The 14,049-nt window shown below is 38.4% G+C and carries 14 protein-coding genes; 4 read left to right on the top strand and 10 right to left on the bottom strand.

The genetic code is table 11. The annotated features are described in order from the left end of the window. The first annotated feature begins 17 nt into the window (after positions 1–17). Genes fliO through fliR form a run of 4 tightly spaced genes read left to right on the top strand, consistent with a single transcriptional unit; the run spans position 18 to position 2,298 of the window. Positions 18–482 (top strand): flagellar biosynthetic protein FliO, encoded by a 465-nt coding sequence (gene fliO / locus PSF27_RS02110; RefSeq protein WP_272538679.1) that lies wholly within the window; start codon positions 18–20, stop codon positions 480–482. A 12-nt stretch (positions 483–494) separates the two neighbouring features. Next, the gene (fliP, locus tag PSF27_RS02105; protein WP_206083864.1) at positions 495–1,238 is read left to right on the top strand and encodes a flagellar type III secretion system pore protein FliP; all 744 of its coding nucleotides are present in this window, start codon (positions 495–497) and stop codon (positions 1,236–1,238) included. 8 nt (positions 1,239–1,246) lie between these two features. Then, on the top strand, positions 1,247–1,516 hold the full coding sequence (fliQ, locus tag PSF27_RS02100; protein ID WP_206083863.1) for a flagellar biosynthesis protein FliQ: 270 nt from the start codon (positions 1,247–1,249) through the stop codon (positions 1,514–1,516). A 2-nt stretch (positions 1,517–1,518) separates the two neighbouring features. Continuing rightward, complete coding sequence (fliR, locus tag PSF27_RS02095) at positions 1,519–2,298, top strand: flagellar biosynthetic protein FliR (RefSeq protein ID WP_117162049.1); 780 nt, start codon at positions 1,519–1,521, stop codon at positions 2,296–2,298. 147 nt (positions 2,299–2,445) lie between these two features. Here the strand turns inward: fliR and PSF27_RS02090 are convergent, their stop codons facing one another. The 10 genes from PSF27_RS02090 to PSF27_RS02045 form a co-directional block, all read right to left on the bottom strand. Next, positions 2,446–4,593: a peptidase domain-containing ABC transporter gene (locus PSF27_RS02090; protein ID WP_272680785.1), complete on the bottom strand. Its 2,148-nt coding sequence runs from the start codon at positions 4,591–4,593 to the stop codon at positions 2,446–2,448. Positions 4,594–4,609: 16 nt separating this feature from the next. After that, a complete protein-coding gene (locus PSF27_RS02085; RefSeq protein WP_272680784.1) occupies positions 4,610–5,788 on the bottom strand; it encodes an HlyD family secretion protein in 1,179 nt (392 codons plus the stop codon). Positions 5,789–5,800: 12 nt separating this feature from the next. After that, positions 5,801–6,643, bottom strand: coding sequence for a hypothetical protein (locus tag PSF27_RS02080; RefSeq protein ID WP_272680783.1), 843 nt, complete (start codon positions 6,641–6,643; stop codon positions 5,801–5,803). Then, the gene (gene xyeB / locus PSF27_RS02075; protein WP_272680782.1) at positions 6,636–7,817 is read right to left on the bottom strand and encodes a cyclophane-forming radical SAM/SPASM peptide maturase XyeB; all 1,182 of its coding nucleotides are present in this window, start codon (positions 7,815–7,817) and stop codon (positions 6,636–6,638) included. The genes PSF27_RS02080 and xyeB overlap by 8 nt, the downstream gene beginning before the upstream one ends. 50 nt (positions 7,818–7,867) lie before the next feature. Beyond that, positions 7,868–8,020 (bottom strand): hypothetical protein, encoded by a 153-nt coding sequence (locus PSF27_RS02070; RefSeq protein ID WP_272538684.1) that lies wholly within the window; start codon positions 8,018–8,020, stop codon positions 7,868–7,870. Between the two features lie 432 nt (positions 8,021–8,452). Continuing rightward, positions 8,453–9,388 (bottom strand): flagellar hook-associated protein FlgL, encoded by a 936-nt coding sequence (gene flgL / locus PSF27_RS02065; RefSeq protein WP_272680781.1) that lies wholly within the window; start codon positions 9,386–9,388, stop codon positions 8,453–8,455. Positions 9,389–9,416: 28 nt separating this feature from the next. Next, entirely contained in the window at positions 9,417–11,060 is a 1,644-nt protein-coding gene (gene flgK / locus PSF27_RS02060) for a flagellar hook-associated protein FlgK (RefSeq protein WP_272680780.1), read from the bottom strand. Between the two features lie 139 nt (positions 11,061–11,199). Beyond that, on the bottom strand, positions 11,200–12,180 hold the full coding sequence (flgJ, locus tag PSF27_RS02055) for a flagellar assembly peptidoglycan hydrolase FlgJ (protein WP_272538685.1): 981 nt from the start codon (positions 12,178–12,180) through the stop codon (positions 11,200–11,202). Beyond that, positions 12,180–13,283 carry a flagellar basal body P-ring protein FlgI gene (locus tag PSF27_RS02050; protein ID WP_206083852.1) on the bottom strand — a complete coding sequence of 368 codons (1,104 nt, stop codon included), beginning with the start codon at positions 13,281–13,283 and terminating at the stop codon, positions 12,180–12,182. Before PSF27_RS02050 ends, flgJ begins: the two co-directional genes overlap by 1 nt. A gap of 34 nt (positions 13,284–13,317) precedes the next feature. Beyond that, positions 13,318–14,016 carry a flagellar basal body L-ring protein FlgH gene (locus PSF27_RS02045; protein ID WP_241016843.1) on the bottom strand — a complete coding sequence of 233 codons (699 nt, stop codon included), beginning with the start codon at positions 14,014–14,016 and terminating at the stop codon, positions 13,318–13,320. Positions 14,017–14,049: the final 33 nt, after the last annotated feature.

Raw genomic sequence — 14,049 nt, 5'->3', positions numbered from 1 at the left:
TACAAGGGCAATTGCCAATGACAATGTTTTCGCAAATCGAACCCATAACGCAGCCGCAAACAGCGCCATTTTTATCCAATACGATTTCGCTCAGTGAGCCGAATGCACCAGCCATTAACCAAAATGATAGCTTGGTACAAATTTCAGGTTCACTCGGTGGCATTATTTTGCTGATCCTCGCAGGTGCTTGGTTGGTTAAAAAGCTGGGATTCGCCCCGAAAAAATTTGGCAAAGACTCGCTGATAAAAGTCAAAAGCAGTTGCTCATTAGGTAATAAAGAACGGGTTGTCGTGGTCGAAGTGAATAATGAATGTTTAGTTCTTGGGGTGACGGCGCAAAATATCAATGTGCTACATCAATACCCTGTACAAACTGAGCATTTACCCGTTTCAATAAATGAACCACTGACGTTTCAATCTGTTTTCAAGAAAAAACAAGATGCTGCGAACCATGCAGCGTCAGTGACTCCTTTGTATAAGTAATCGGAAGCTCGCATGTCACTTGTAAAAAACGCGTTGTTTGTTGCTGCGCTTCTGTTTGCTTTACCCCATTCCGCTTTTGCAGCGTTACCTGCGGTCATCAGCCACAGTTTAGCTGATGGCGGACAAACTTGGTCGTTACCCGTCCAAACCTTGCTGTTTTTAACGTTATTAGGCTTTATCCCCGCACTACTGTTAATGATGACCAGTTTTACACGCATCATTATCGTGCTGGGCTTGCTACGAAATGCGTTAGGGACACCATCTGCCCCACCTAACCAAGTGCTGCTTGGCTTAGCGCTGTTTCTGACTTTTTTCGTGATGTCCCCTGTTGCAGACCAAGTCTATCGTGAAGCTTATCAGCCTTTTAGCGAAGATAAAATCAGCCTTGAGACAGCTCTGGAAAAAGGCACGGCACCGTTACGTACATTTATGCTAGGGCAAACGCGCGAATCTGACCTTGCGTTATTTGCACGTATCGCCAAGGTGGGAGATATCCAAGAAGCCAAAGATGTACCGCTGCGTATTTTAGTCCCTGCGTTTATTACCAGTGAACTAAAAACCGCCTTTCAAATAGGCTTTACGATTTTCATTCCGTTTTTGATCATCGACTTAGTGGTCGCCAGCGTCTTGATGGCATTGGGGATGATGATGGTTCCCCCAGCAACAGTTTCATTGCCATTTAAGCTGATGTTATTTGTTCTCGTCGATGGCTGGCAATTATTGCTTGGCTCATTATCGCAAAGCTTTTTTAATTAGGAACAATTATGACACCTGAATCCGTAATGGCGATGGGAACAGAAGCGATGAAAATCGCACTAATGCTAGCAGCGCCGTTATTACTTGCCGCCCTCGCAGCAGGTTTGATTATCAGCCTGTTACAAGCTGCCACCCAAGTTAATGAGATGACGTTATCTTTTATTCCCAAAATTTTATCCGTGATTTCGGTGATCATTATTGCTGGCCCGTGGATGCTCAATCTACTGATTGACTACATGCGCACTTTGCTTAGTAATTTACCCTTCATCATTGGCTAACGATGCTAACCATTACCAGCGAAACCCTGACCCTCTGGCTTAGCCAAGGTTTTTACCCATTTATACGCCTCTTAGCGCTGCTGGGTACAGCGCCTTTTTTCAATGAAAAACAAGCCATTACCAAGGTTCGTGTCGCCCTTGCCTTTTTTGTTGTCTTGATTGTTTCCCCGCAACTTCCCGTCGTAAATATTCCGTTATTTTCGGCAATGGGCTTGTGGGTGATAGTGCAACAAATGGTGATTGGCATCGCAATGGGCTTAACCATGCAGATGGCATTTGCGGCAGTTCGTCATGCAGGGGAAGTGATTGGTTTGCAAATGGGATTATCGTTCGCCACTTTTTTTGACCCAACTGGCGGCCCAAACATGCCAATTTTAGGGCGTATTTTCAATGTAATTACCATTTTATTGTTTCTCGCTTTCGATGGGCACTTGTGGCTTATTTATATTGTGGTCAATTCATTTGAGCTTATCCCAATTCAAACCGCACCATTAAATCGTGATGGTTTTTGGGTATTCGTTCAATTCGCCAATACCATATTTATTAATGGGTTAATGTTAGCCTTACCGTTTATTACCTTATTTTTAATTCTTAACCTTGCGCTGGGTATTTTAAACCGTATGACTCCACAACTGTCGGTATTTGTGGTCGGCTTCCCACTGACACTGACCATTGGCATCAGTATGTTAGGGTTGATTATTTCAATTCTCCCCCGCTACACCGAACGGCTTATCCACCAAGCATTTGAGCAGCTATCTCTGATGTTTAATTTGTTTGTTTGAGTGTCGATAATTAATCATTAGCAACGGCCTTCTAAGCCGTTTCTGCGGCAGTGAATCCGCATTTAAACAGCCCTCATTGAGGTTTTATTTGTTTAAGTATTTACTCAAGATCACCATAAAGCAATTAATCTAACTTACCTTTACGATTTATATATATGAGTCATTATTGACTTTTAAAGAATATAAATATTCCTGTGGTGTCATCATAATTCCAGTAGTCATATCAAAAACTCTATCTGCAACAGAAATAGCATCTAAGCGATGCGCAGCAAATAAACGAGTTATCTTCATGGCCTTAATCGCTGCATTTATATTTCTTTCATTTTTTATGTCAAGAGCTGAGGTAGATTCGTCTAAAATGAGTATTTTAGGTCTTCTATAAAGTGCACGCGCAAGGAATATTCTTTGTTTTTGCCCTCCAGAAAGCATACTCCCCATGTCACCAACTATGGAACAATACCCATTAGGCATATTAATAATATCATCATGAATAGATGCAATCCTTGCACAATCATACATAAATTCAATATCTACCTGTTCAGAAAAACAGGTAATATTATCCATTAATGTTCCGGAGAATAAAAAATCATCTTGTTGAACATAAGAAATATATTTACGATACACCTCAATTCCAATATTCGATATTGGAATTTTACTAAACCGAATTTCTCCTTTTGTCGGTGTAAGTAAAGATGCGATAACATGTAGCAATGTGGATTTTCCACATCCTGATACACCAACAAATGCAACACTTTCTCCTTTCTCAATAGTAAAAGATACATTCTTAAAAATAAAAGGCTCATAATTTGAATAAGCGAAAGACAATAAAAATATTTCTAATGTACCGTCAAAATTTTCAGAAGCATCCTTAATATAATTCGTTTCTGAGTATTCACTTTCAGTAAAAAACACATCGCTAAGTCTATCTGTATGTATAGTCAACATTTTAAATTCATATATTACATCACATACATTTATAGTTCTCTGTATGAATGTATCTGCATATACCATAAAAGCAAATAAAATACCCATAGTAAAAAAACCATTTTCAATTAATTGTGCACCGCCATAAATAACCGTACATGCAACTAACCCGGTCATGCATCCACCAATTAATCGAAAAATAAGTTCAATACGAAAAAGCTTGATATTTGCAGAAATACTCTCTGTAGAAAGTCTTAGCCATTTTATTTTTCTATTTGTACTCAAAGATAACATTTTAATTGTTGATATACCACGGACTGTTTCTATAAAATGAGAGCTTTGAGCTGCAGTCTTATTAATTGATTCAATTAAAGCCATTTTATACACCCCAAAAAAAGCCCATTTAATCAAAGCATAAATTAATGCAATAAATACAATCGTTATGCATAATGTAATACTGTAAAAACCCATAAATAAAAGTAGAAAAACTGTAATTATTGCATCAAGAATTGCACTAATCATACGAGCTGTAAATGCCTCTTGAATTTCATTTAATGACTGTAAACGAGAAACCACATCCCCCAAATAACGTTTTTTATAATAAACCACAGGAAGACTAATTAATTTATTTAAAAAACTTTCAGACCAAGTTAATCCAATTGTATATTTTGTTGCTGTAATATTCCAATCTCTGAACCACGTAAACAACATTCTCACAAATATCATAATTATAATAAAAGAGAAAATAATATTGAGAGCGACTAAATTACCTGTATTAAGAATATTATCTAATATAAACTGAGAGGATGCTGGAATCAAAAGAGTCATAATCTCTATAGCTGCTGAAAATATAATAACCTTTGCTAATACTGATATTTTGCCTTCTATTCCTGCTAACATATCTTTTAGTGTTAGTATAGTGGATTTTTCAATCTTCTCAAATTTTGCGCTAGGTGACATTTCAAGTACTATTCCAGTGAAACAGCTCGATAGCTCAGAATGACTAATACTTCTTTCACCTATACTCGGATCATGTATAATTCCACCGTTTCTAGATATTTTTTTAAGAACTACAAAATGATTAAAAGACCAATGCAAAATACAAGGTAACGATAAAGACCTCAGCTCCTCTAACTCTATCTTGACAGGAGAGGAAGTCATATTTAATTTTTCACCTAAAACTATTATATCTTTAAGACTCATCCCATTACTTGATACTTCAAAGCGTTTTCTAATTGAAATCATATCAATTTTAAAACCGTGATAATTCACGATCATTGCTACACAAGCAAGGCCACACTCAGCGGCCTCAGCTTGAAGAATTACAGGAAGAGATTTCCTAAAAAAAGAAGTTATAGATAAGAATTTCATACATATCACCGTTTTATTAATCAGTTATTCTAAATAGCCATTTATATAACTCTTTTTTCTCTGATAAGATTGACGCCTCAATTTGCATTCCTTGCTTCAACGGTAAACCTATACGACTTTCAGGAGAAACAGTCACAATAAAATGCTTTCCATTTTCTTGATGGACCACGGCTTCTGAAACTGAGATTATTGTAGCAATAAATTTTCCATATCGTTTCCACGGATAAGCAGCGACTCGTAGTTTTACTTTTTGTCCTATTTTAATTTCACCTACTGATTCTGCAGCAACTTGTAATCTAATAACAGGAACCGCACCTTTAGGTATAACTGAAGCTACAATATCTCCTTGTTTAACCTTATTCCCATGTATTTTATTTATACCAACAACATTCCCACTAATTGGACTAACTACTTCTAAATTTTCAGAAATATCGACCTCCATTAATTGTTGGGAAACTTCAATCATAGATTGCTTTACATCATTAATCATTTCATCCGTACTAAAATTCAATACATTAACTTCCTTTTCCAAATTGATTAAATCGGATTTAACTCTAGTCAAATTAACTAATGTGTTTTTTATTTTTTCATCATTAAGCAATACACTTTCTCTTGATTCATATAACATCATTTCAGAAATAACCCCCTTATTTTTATAACCAATAAAAGAATCATACTTATCCTTTGAATAAGAAAAAATTATTTCATTAACAGATAATAAAGCTTCAATATCTCTCAATTCATTTTTCTTATTCAAAATAGCTTCTGACAATTTTAATAAGTTTCCATCTCTTTTTTTATTTAATAGAGTGATTTTTTCATTAAATAGTTTCATTCTATTATTTAGATTTTTCCTTTTCTCTTTTGAAACCACCCCTGATGTACCTTTAATTTTATTATTAATACGCATTATTTTTTTGTTCACACTAACATATTGTCCGTCAAAAACCTCTACCTCTTCTACCGTACCATCCATAGGTGCAATTAGAGAGTAAGCATTAGGATTAAAAGCAACATACCCAGAAGCTTCGATACTAATACTATAAGTACCTTTAACAATTAAAAGAAACAGTACGAAAATAATTATAAAACATAGAAAAAGAGGTATTCCATATGCTTTCGGGATACTTCTAGAGTTTCTGCCGATCCAATTATCTTTATTACTAGCAATAGCTTCCTTACGAAATATATCCATAAACAATAACTTTTAATTATTATGTTTAGGGAAACTTATCAATATTTGATTATCTGTTATAACTAATATTCTATTTGACAAATAATCATAACCAAGCAATCCATCAAAATCTATCCTACTATCTTTAACTTGAAATAATAATGCATTAATATTAGTCGAGTCTGGTGTTGTAATTATTTTTTTTGGGCAAGATGTTGAAGCATTAACACAGCCTTTTTCAGTACCAGTAAAGATAACTGAATGACTGGCTCCTGTATCAATTACCATCCTATACTTTTCATTACTATCAGATATTACATCAACCATAAACCCTTGTTTTGTTCGAATGTAATTTAAAGAATACCAATTATAACCATCAAGAATCTTATTTAAATCATTTGTTATTATTAGAATGTTTGAAATATAGTCGATAACCAGTGTTTTATTGCCATTCATAATACCCAGCCCTAACACTCCATTAATAATATATTCTCCATTTTGATCTATCATTCCTTTACCCCATGGTTTTAATATTTCCACATTCATATTTTTAAATGCTTCACCATTAATTTTAACATCCCCCCCTCTCGACATAACCGTTGAAATTTTATGGCCAAAAACATCAATAGAATTTTGTACGACTGCCTCACGTTTATTAAAATTAGGAATAATTAAATCGAAGATAGTTTTAGGAAAATAAAAAGCATTTGATGCTCCTGTATCAATAAATATCCGGTCAATTTCATGACCATTGATATTCATAGATATTAATGGCATGTTCTTTTCATCAAAGGTAATAGGAACACGAATATCAGCCCAAACAAGTTTCATTGATGAGGCAAGAATAAAAAATAGAATAAATAAATATTTATGCATTTTTATCAATCCCTATATTTTTTGCTATTTCATTCGAACTTATACCTAGATTTATAAGATATGCTGCTCCACGGCTGAGGAATGACTGCATTGCATCACAGTAAATTTTCTTTTTCTTGAAAGCACTATCTTGTGAGTATCTATTAATAGGTCTCCCACCTGCACAAACTGATTTCCAAATACATCCATGACAATCTTCAGGTAAAAAAGATTCTATTTTACTCAGTTCTCGCATCGGAAGACTATTAACAATTTTTTGATAGGAAGCATCTCTAATATGACTTATTGGAACAAAGGTGTCTGAAAGTGTTGAACGTAACGTATCATCAACATAGATATAGCCTGTAGAGGTCACTGTTATAGCTATTGTTTGATGTAATTCATTTTGAGGAGTAACCCCTAGGACTATGTAATCCTCAGCACCAGTTAAAATTCTAAGGTAGGCTGATAAAATTCGTATATCACATTCTGGATCATTTTGCTCAAACCAAGCATCACAAATCTCAACTAGAAAACGTTTGATTCCTTCTGTATTGACTACATTTACATAGTTATTATCCGGAAGGAGAAAATCAAATTTTCTACATTTCATGTCATGGTAAAAATATTCGAAAAGTTCTTCACCACTAGCATCTGGATTGATGACTGATAGTATTGGCGGCATGGGAAGAATTTTTCTATTCTCCGCTGCTGAGTATAACATTTGATATCCATTCATTGTTGCTTCATATGAACTACGCCCTTTGTGATCTAAACGATATCTATCATTTATATGCTTTGGCCCATCAATAGAAATACTTACAGATACTTTGTATTTTTCAAATATTTCGATCCATTCATCATCAATCAATGTAGCATTAGTCTGTAACCCAATACGAAACTCAGCCCCTTTATAGTCTCCTGAACGAAGAGTTTCGCAAAGATAAATAAATCGTTTTTTTTTGAGCATCAAAGGTTCACCTCCATGTAGGTCAACTTGTATTACATGGTGCTCAACTTCTTCTGCCACTCTTTCGAGAAAACTTTTAAGTTCTATTATTGTATTATTGGATATAACTGGAGCACTATTTAGCGCTAATTCACTTCCCATATTAAATATATAGCAGTATGAACAATTTAAATTACAACGTTCACTAATTTTAAGTATAACTTCAAAATGTTTGATTTTTAGCATAATAACTAACTATTTAATTAATTGAAAATGCGGCCATAGCCGCACTTATATTACCAAGTGTTTTTCCATTGGAAATTAACCCATCCTCCAGCAGCTTCAGACTTCCCCCCTCTGATATATTCAAGTAGTTTAGATACATCACTATCTTTTTTAATTTTTAAATTTGCAGAATTTTCTTGTATAACAGTTTTGAATTTTTCCATAAGACCTCTATTGAGAATTAAATTTTCCTTTCGAAGAATCAATAGCATTATTTAAATACGCTATAGCAAGTTGATAATAATCTTATATAACCAATACTGTCCATCTCTTTTTTTTAACATCTATATATTATATTTCACACTGTAAAAAAATAATCACACAAATAAATTATAAAATCTCAATGTATTTCCACAGCATCAAATTGCAATATAAAATTCGACCTTTCTTATAACCAAAAATAAATATTTACGCGCAGAGAATATTTAAAAAAAACAATACCATCACCAATTTAAATAACATTGAATAGTATACTTTCAATATAAAAACATCAGATAACAACACTTTAATTTAATAATTCGATAATTAATTAAAACAAAAAAACCGCGCTCCAATAACGGCAAAGCGCGGTTGAGTAGAACTCAAGTATTAGATGATTAACGACTACCAAATAAAGACATGCTGTTTAAATCTTTGAAAATACTTTGTGATGCTTCAAACATCGCTTTTTCTTTATAGTAATCCGTGGTGGTGCCTGTCCAGTTGGTCTCAAGCAACTCACTTTTACGGGCGGCATTTTGAATTGAACGCGTGTCCGCTAAAAAATCCAACTTATCAATTTCTTGTAGTTGTAAGCCTTGTTTTGCTTCAATATTGGAAATTTGGTCTAGTGCCGCTTTAATGCCACGGTTGGCTTCATCCATCCCTGCTTGCGCACGGTCTAAATCCGCTTGTGGTGCATCTTGCTGTGGAATTTTTAACGCGTCAATACCTGCATTTAATGCTTTGAAAACATTCACAACATTACTACTGTCTGTATCAAATACCTGAGCACCTGTGAAATAAGTGGTCATTTCACGGTCGCTGGAGACATTCTGCATTACCGCTTTATCACCACCGTGATAGAGCACATCCCCATCAGCGTTAATTTCAAAAGGCGGTTTATCCGATTTAAAACCTGCAAAAATATAGCGCCCATTGCCGTCTGTGGAATTCCCCAATGCCACCAGTTGTTCTTTCAAACCTGTTAACTGCTCAGCTAATGTATTGCGGTCTTTATCACTCAAAGCACCTTGGTTAGAGGCTTGAATAATCGTGGTATCAATCTGCGTGGTGACATCCGTCATTTGAGTCAAAATGCTCATTTGTAATGTCATACCCGTTTTCGCAAATCCACGGCTGGTCACGTATTGCTGATTGCGAGTTTCAGATTGGTTAATTCGTACCGCTTGAGATGATGCTTGTGGATCATCCGACGGTTTGCTAACTCGCTTACCTGATGCTAATTGGCTACCTGCTTCCATCCAACGCGCTTGGGAATTATTCATATCTTGTAGGCGTTGGTGATAAATCATATTTGTGCTTAAACGCATCGCTAAATCCTTATTATATCGCTAAAACTTAGAATGCACGCATCAGCGCATTAAACAAATCATCCACGGTTTTCAACACTTGCGCATTGGCATTGAAAAATTGTTGGATCTTTTGCATTTGAATACTTTCTTCATTCATATTCACGCCAGAGATAGCTTGCTCTTGTTCATAGAAACTCTCTGTCATTTTATTTTGCGTTTCAGAGTCAATTTGCGCTTGTTTGGTTTTGCTTCCGACATCATTGACTAACGTCGCGTAGAAATCAGAAAACGTTGAGCCGCCATCAATCAGTTTTTGGTCTTGTAACTTCACCAATTCTTTGATGTTTTCGTTATCACCAGGGCCGCTGTCTTTGCTGCCCGCGGCGGCAAATTTTGTTGCATCGCTGATCAACGTTTGCATGCCATTAATCACGCCACTGACAGGCTTCGCGAGGAATGAATCCCCTTTTTGCACGCTGCTGTTGCTGATATTAATTTCAATACCCTCAAATTTCAGTGTCGTCGCGGTTGAATCATCATCTAAAGCAACTTTAGTGCCTTCAGGTAAGCGCGTAACACTCCACCCATCATCACCAAAGCGAATGTCATAGTTGCTACCAGTAACTTTGGAAACATCACTGTATTTTAAGTCGAAATCAGCCTTGCCTGTGTTGTGAGTATTACTCACCACATTGCCTTTACCGATTTCAAAGAAGTTCTCACCCGTTTTACCGCTGGCATCATAGCCTTTACTGTGGACTTCGTTGAATTTGGTAGCAAAAACTAGCGCAAGCTTATTGAGTTTTTGATACGCGGGGTCGATAACATCTTGACGTGAACGCAAGATACCGCTGAGCTCTCCACCACGGAAAGATTCATCAGGAATTTCACGGGCTTGGCCATTTGCGCCAACAAAACCAATGCTAAAGCGGCTATCATCTTTTGATGATGGCACAGCTTCTAAACGGTTTGCTTTTTCCCCCGTAACTAATGGCAAGCCATTCGCAAACGTGACGTTATAGTTGCCATTTTGCTCAATCACTTTGACGCCAATTAACGAATTTACTTCGTTAACTAAACGATCTCGCACATCAAGCAAGTCATTAGGTTCCGAGCCACTGACAGAACGCACACGGGAGATTTGCTGGTTTAAACCTGCAATTTTCTCAGCGTAGATGTTAATGTCTTTCACCTTGTTTTCGATTTGGCGATTAACATCACGCTCCATTTCTTGTAAGCGTCTGTCTGCTTCTTTAAATTGGCTCACCAACGCATTAGAGTTACCAAGAAAAACATTAATTAATGTTTTATCACTGGCATCACTAGTTGCCGCATCTAATGACGTGAAGAAGCTGCCAATATTGCTGGAGATATCTTCGATATCATTGGTTAGCAAATCATCGACTTTATTACAGTTTTTAACGTACGCTTCGTAGTCACCACTGCGCGCACGCGCTTGGCTGTACTGTGCATTGATAAATTCATCAAACTCACGGCGAACATGGCTGAAATACGTGCCGTTACCAAAATAGCCACTCGGTGTCATCGTACCGGGATTCTCCCCGAAAACAGCACTTTGGCGGTGATAATATCCCACACCAGCGTTGGCTAAGTTGTTAGAAATCACACTTAACCCGCCTTGTGCAGCATTCACACCACTGAGCGCATTATTCATTACATTGTTCAGCATAAGCTTTCCTGTTCTGGGTGCGTATCGCGTTCATTGGCTGACACAATGTCGGCGATAGCAACTCAAATTATTTAGAGCATATTTAGTTATCGGAAAATCGACGTAATTATTTAGCCCTAACACGTATAAATTCTGTATTTTAGAAAATATCATTTAAGTCGATGGTATAAGCCTGTACAGCACGTGATGCTGAAGTATTTGCCGCAGGCTGGTTGCCTCGTATTTGATTAATTAAGGTGATTAATTTATCGGAATAACCTGGGTCTGTGGCGTAACCTGCTTGATGTAAACGACGTGCCGCAATTTCAGGAGTTGGTGCTTTTTTGACGTCTTTATAGCGTGGGTTATCCGTCAATAAACTGATGTAATCCGCAATGGCCTCTTCATATGAACCATAAACACGAAAGTCATCGCGCATTTTGATCGTTTGGCCATTAATCACTTCCGTCGTCATGATATTAGTGACAGGGCCCTGCCAACTTTTCCCTGCTTTAATACCAAATAAGTTATGGCTGGTTTTCCCATCCATTTTTAATATTTCCCTTTGCCCCCAACCGCTTTCCAGCGCCGCTTGTGCTAATACCAGCAAATGGGAAATACCACTGTCTTTACTGGCGGCTTTAGCAGGTTCAATCAAACGGCTAATAAAGTTGCTACTGTTAAGGGATAACGCTTTGATTTTTTTCAAAGGTGCAGAAAGCGCATCCCCCATCGGGGCAAAATGGCGCATCATCTGTTCCATATTAAATGGCGGTAAGGATTGCACCGTTTTTTCATCAAATGGCAGTAAACTGTTGGAATTTGGGACGCTTGACGTGTGTTGATCACGCGTCAGTTGCTGGTACATCATCTCCCCAAAACCTAACCCTTTTTGGGAGAGGTCTTGGGCAATTTGCTGGTCATACATACTGGTCAACATACGGGTTTGGTCATTGGAAAATAGGCCATCCTGTGGGAGTGCGTCACGCATGCTTTTTAGCATCATTTGGACAAATGTTGCTTCCAATTGCTGCGTGACTTGGCGCAGCCCTTGCTCCGTGTTTTTATTCAATTCGCCCTTTAACTGACTTAGCGACTGTAAATCGAACGCCGCACCTTGCAATAGCTGCATATCGCCCATTAGATAATCTCCAGTTTCGCACGTAAACAACCTGCACTTTCCATCGCTTGCAAAATCGACATTAAGTCGTTTGGTGTTGCCCCTAATGTATTCAGTGCTTGAATCACTTGGTTGAGCTGTACGCTGGCATTGACTTTTTGCAACGCGCCACCGCGGTCTTGTACGCCGACACTGGTGTTACGTGTTACCACAGTTTGTCCGCCCGCAAACGGTGTATCTGGCTGGCTAACTTGAGTTTGTCTTTCCACGGTGACAGCCAAACTGCCGTGAGCTACCGCGCAACTTTCCAGTGTTACACTGCGATTGATCACTACTGAGCCCGTCCGTGAATTTAAGATCACTTTGGCCTCTGCCATTGGCGTGCGAACATTCAGCTCTTGTACCCGAGCGAGGAACTGCACTTGGTCTCGGTTGTTTGCAGGCACTAATAATTGCACTGTACGAGAATCCAATGCGCTAGCCGTTCCCATCCCGCCCATACGATTGACAGCGTCTGCGATATCTTGCGCTAATGTGAAGCTGTCTTCGTTTAATTGCAGGTTAATAGCACCACTTTGCCCAAAACTGCTTGGCAGCTCGCGTTCAATAGTCGCCCCGCCAGTAATGCGCCCACCGTTAAGTTGGTTAACTTTGATGCTACTACCGCCACCACTTGCCCCTGCGCCACCCACGAGGATATTACCTTGTGCCATGGCATAAATTTGTCCATCCACGCCTTTTAATGGCGTCATTAAGAGTGTGCCACCACGTAAACTTTTCGCGTTCCCCATAGAAGACACCACGATATCCACCGATTGCCCTGTGCGTGCAAAAGGCGGCAGTTTTGCCGTGACCATCACCGCTGCCACATTTTTAAGCTGCATATTCGTGCCAGGTGGCACCGTGATCCCCATCTGAGATAACATGTTATTTAAGCTTTGCGTGGTAAACGGCGTTTGCATGGTTTGGTCACCCGTGCCATCCAAACCCACCACTAAACCGTAGCCAATCAACGCGTTATCGCGCACCCCCTGAACAGTGGTTAAATCTTTAATACGCTCACTGTGCGCCGAAAAGGTAAAAAAGCAAAACAGTGATAGCAAAATTAATACGTTGTTTTTCATTGAATTCTCTCGGCCGTTACTCGCTAATGTTTAATTAATAAGGCGAAACATTTAAGAAAAAGCGTTGTAGCCAGCCCATATTTTGCGATTCGTTGATATAACCATCGCCAACATATTCGATGCGAGCGTCCGCCACTTGTGTGGAGCTCACATGGTTATCTGAGCCAATAGTTCGTGGGTTAACCACTCCCGAAAAACGAATAGATTCAGTGCCTTGGTTAATTGCGATGCGTTTTTCACCCACTACATGTAAATTGCCATTCGCCAGTAACTGGTCGACGGTCACCGTAATGGTTCCCTTAAAGGTGTTATTCGCATTTGCACCACCTTTACCGCTAAAGTCACTGTTTCCTTTGATATCCAGTTCGGTGTTGTTGCCACCGATCCACCCTTGCATAAAGCCAGGTAATATCGCGGCAAGGAACCCCGTTTTACCGCTGCGATTCGCATTGGCAGAGGAATTTTTGCTGGCGCTGACATTTTCTTGCAAATTAATGGTTAGAATATCGCCAACATTACGCGGTCGCCTATCTTCAAAAAGCGGCTGATAACCGTAATAAGCAGGCTGGGCACTTTGAAATATCGAACCGTTTGGGGAAGGTGCTGTAGGGGCAGAAGGAATAGCCGTCGTTTGTGTATCCACTAACGGACGAGATGGAATGTGAGCACAACCGCTGGTGGCTAAAACCAAAACGGCAAGTAACCATACCTGTTTAGGTGCAGTCAAACGCATCTGCAACGCTGTTTTTTGCTGTTGGGAAATAAG

The organism is Providencia sp. PROV129 (genome assembly GCF_028482245.1).
In the GTDB taxonomy this organism is placed as follows: domain Bacteria; phylum Pseudomonadota; class Gammaproteobacteria; order Enterobacterales; family Enterobacteriaceae; genus Providencia; species Providencia vermicola.
The sequence above is the reverse complement of the archived record's forward strand: the minus strand, read 5'-3'. Positions and strand labels throughout refer to the sequence as shown.